The sequence below is a fragment of the Synechococcus sp. R3-13 genome (genome assembly GCF_047462195.1).
Taxonomy (GTDB): domain Bacteria; phylum Cyanobacteriota; class Cyanobacteriia; order Thermostichales; family Thermostichaceae; genus Thermostichus.
This window is the reverse complement of record NZ_JANSIO010000359.1, coordinates 1-1,987: the sequence shown is the minus strand read 5'-3', so window position 1 is coordinate 1,987 and position 1,987 is coordinate 1. Positions and strand designations below refer to the sequence as shown.

The window sequence follows — 1,987 nt, the reverse complement described above, 5'->3', positions numbered from 1 at the left end:
TTGAGCTTATTATTGACTAGAGTCATGCTCCACCAAGCGGTCGAATTCTCGCTCGAAGGTGACCAAGGCCCGGTTGGTTTTGCCCCCCAAGTAGAGCCCCGTCTCCGTTTGCAAAGCCCAGATTTGGCTGTAGCTGAAGTAGCTCATCACCACCCCCACCATCAACAGGCCAAATCCGAGATACACCGCAGGGATCCCTGGATCCGATTTAATTTGCAGTCCGGTAGCGCCGATCACCTCATCCAGATACAGAGTGAGGGGGTTGGGGAAGCGTTGGGGAGCGACCTCGTCGAGGGCCAAGCTCATGCCTTGGCGCAGGGATCCCATCCATTGCCCTTCAGTGTCGTAGAGCAGGGCTGTCCCCTGCAAATCCGGCAGCAGCAGCGTGAGGCCCTGGCTCATGTCCGGCTGGGTGGGCACAAAAGCGCCCCAGAGTTTGTTGCCTGCCTCGGTGCGCACCGGCACCACCGGGATTTGAAAAGTGGGGCTATTGTTGACGCGGATGCGGATGCTGTCGATGCTCCAATCGGCTTGGTAAAGGGTCACACCCCGGTAGGAGAGAGGATGGTTGACGGAAATGGTCTGACGTTTGACCTCCTGACCCTGATCCAAGATCGAGAGGTCGGAATAAAACTGCTTGACACGGCCATCGGCAGCGTAGTCAATCCAGAAGCGATTGGCCCGAATTTGCCAGGTAGGCAAGTGAGCGCGAGCCAGATCCCCTGCTCCGGTCAAGTGTTGAATGGAAGCCACGCCGCCGCTGGGAATGAGTTCTTGGGCCTTGAAGCCGCTAATGCTGCCCCAAATCGCCCCCAGCAAGATCAGCAGCATGCTGACATGCACCAAGATGGGGCCGATCCTGCCGATTAACCCCTTGCGGGCGTAGAGGTAATGGCCCTCCTGAAACACCAGATAGCCCTGTCGGCGCAACCGCTCCGGCAGACCTTGTAAGGATTGCTGAGGCAGATACGTCCGAAACGGCAGGCGCTGAAAAGACTGCGGACGGGTGAGATAGCTCCAACGGCGAGCCACCTTGAGCATTGGCCACTGGCGCGTAAAGGAACAGGCGATAAGGCTGCTGCCGAACAGGATCAAAATGGCCAGAAACCAAGGGGTGCGGTAGACGTGATCCAATCCCAAGCTCAGGATCACCCGCCAGGTGAGAAAGCCAAACAGGGCCGGATGCTCTGGATAGTGGGCTTGATAAAAAGCCGCCGTTTCCTCTTGCTCAATTACCGTGCCGGTGGCGCTCAAGACCGCAATCGCCAACAAAAGGCCAATGGCCAGGCGCAGATCCGCCAGCAGCGGCAGCAGCTCATGACGAAAGTACCGCCGCAGCGAGGAAACCCAGCGGGCAAGCGGGAGAGAGTATATGACCATGAGAAGTTTGTCGGCTTAAGATTCAGACCGCTGCTCTTGCCAGGCAAGGTGCAGTCCCCAACAGGGTGCTGTAGGTGTAGCCCCATCTTAGCCTGCAGCAGCAGGGATCCCTTAGGCCCAAGCCGACAAGATTGTTACGCTGCCGAACCCCACCAACACCACCCCACTGGCATAAGTGAGCCAGCCCGACCAGCGCCGCAAGGCCAACAGTTGCTTCACCGCTCCGGTAAACACCCCCGCCAGGAGCAGGGGAAAGGCCAACCCCAGCCCGTAAGCCAGCAGCAGCCCACCCCCTACCCAGGGTTGCCCTGTGGTGGAAACCCAGGCCAGCAAAGCCACCAAAACCGGCGTACTGCAGGGAGAGGCCACCAGGCCAAAGGTTAACCCCAGCAACACTGCCCGGCCTAACCTGGGCCATTCTCCGGGAATCTCGAGGCGGTTAAACCCATCGGGAAAACGCAGGGGGAGCACCTCCAACAAGTTCAGCCCCATCAAGATGGCAATTCCCCCCACCACAACAGGCCCGAAGGATCCGGTTTGTCCGTAAACGCGACCCAGCAAAGCTGCCGACAAACCCAGCAGGGTCAGGGTAAAAGCCACCCCAGCC

The 1,987-nt window shown here is 59.0% G+C and carries 2 protein-coding genes; both read right to left on the bottom strand.

The window, feature by feature from the left end:
- Positions 1-9: 9 nt before the first annotated feature.
- Complete coding sequence (locus tag NW856_RS10905) at positions 10-1,380, bottom strand: cytochrome c biogenesis protein (protein WP_414400250.1); 1,371 nt, start codon at positions 1,378-1,380, stop codon at positions 10-12.
- 111 nt (positions 1,381-1,491) lie between these two features.
- A partial coding sequence (locus tag NW856_RS10900) for a cytochrome c biogenesis protein CcdA (protein WP_414400248.1) occupies positions 1,492-1,987 on the bottom strand: 496 nt, incomplete at its 5' end.

Coding starts and splice junctions, on each gene's coding strand:
- NW856_RS10905 (WP_414400250.1), bottom strand. CDS start 1,380: ATGGTCATATACTCTCTCCCGCTTGCCCGCTGGGTTTCCTCGCTGCGG.